Source organism: Rickettsia sp. TH2014 (assembly GCF_019249195.1).
Taxonomy (GTDB): domain Bacteria; phylum Pseudomonadota; class Alphaproteobacteria; order Rickettsiales; family Rickettsiaceae; genus Rickettsia; species Rickettsia felis.
Map to the genome: position 1 here is coordinate 1 of NZ_MXAX01000243.1, position 924 is coordinate 924.

The following is a 924-nucleotide window of genomic DNA, read 5'->3' on the forward strand; positions in this document are numbered from 1 at the left end:
AACCTTAGAACGAGATGCAAGAGGCTTGCATGTAAGACAATCTGCTTTTCCAAGTCATTGGATATTCATGATAAGGTTATTGGTACTCTTATTGAGCGTATAGCTTTTTAATAGGCGTAACTGCAATATGGAGGCATGACCGAAAAATTTAATATCTCTTAATACAATTTTTATAGACAAGTAGAAATGTAGTGCTAGTATAAAAATAGCTATATTTAACGATGAATTAGATTATGACAAATAATCAATTTTCCGAAGATACCAAAAAAATCGCTGATCAAATAAAAGATGCATTAATGGGTATTAGTGACGATCTTGTACTTGAGAGTAAAGAGGTGGAGGAAATTTTTGAAGAATTAAGCCAAAATGAAGAGTTTGAGTATGAGATAGAGCGAATACTTGCTATCTTAAACGAACAAACTATGGATTTAACTCAACTGCAAAGCCGAATTATCTTATTAATCCGTAGGTATTTAGGTAAAACTAAAAACTTAAAGCTTAAAATGGATGAGAAGCTCATTAACAAGAACGTTGCCGAAGTCAGTAATTATTTAATGCATCAACGTTCTAAAATCGTTAGAGATGCTAATAAAAACCTTGCAAACCCAAAAGATAAATTACAAAGTATGACCAAACAAGCTAGAATGGACTTAAAGCGTTTAATAAAGAGCTTTGCCGTTTATCAAGTTTATATGTTTATGAATCCAAAAAGAATAGCAGGAGAAACAAAGCTAATGAACTTCGCCTATAATATGATCAGAGTGGGAATGAAACTCGCTAAAAAATACGAAGGCGGCAAGGAAAAAGACATTAAATCATATTCACCCAGACTTATTAAAAAACTTGAAAAAGCTCATGCCGGCTTTAAAAAAAGTGGCGGTATATCAATTTAACTATTGTGTAGAAGTCAAGATTTAATCTTAC

The 924-nt window shown here is 32.1% G+C and carries 2 protein-coding genes; both read left to right on the forward strand.

All coding sequences use genetic code 11. The features are described from left to right. A partial coding sequence (locus KYQ89_RS04980) for an IS1 family transposase (RefSeq protein ID WP_218460663.1) occupies positions 1 to 111 on the forward strand: 111 nt, incomplete at its 5' end. A gap of 122 nt (positions 112 to 233) precedes the next feature. Continuing rightward, complete coding sequence (locus KYQ89_RS04985) at positions 234 to 893, forward strand: DUF5394 family protein (RefSeq protein WP_218460662.1); 660 nt, start codon at positions 234 to 236, stop codon at positions 891 to 893. The last annotated feature ends 31 nt before the right edge of the window (positions 894 to 924 follow it).

Coding starts and splice junctions, on each gene's coding strand:
- KYQ89_RS04985 (WP_218460662.1), top strand. CDS start 234: ATGACAAATAATCAATTTTCCGAAGATACCAAAAAAATCGCTGATCAA.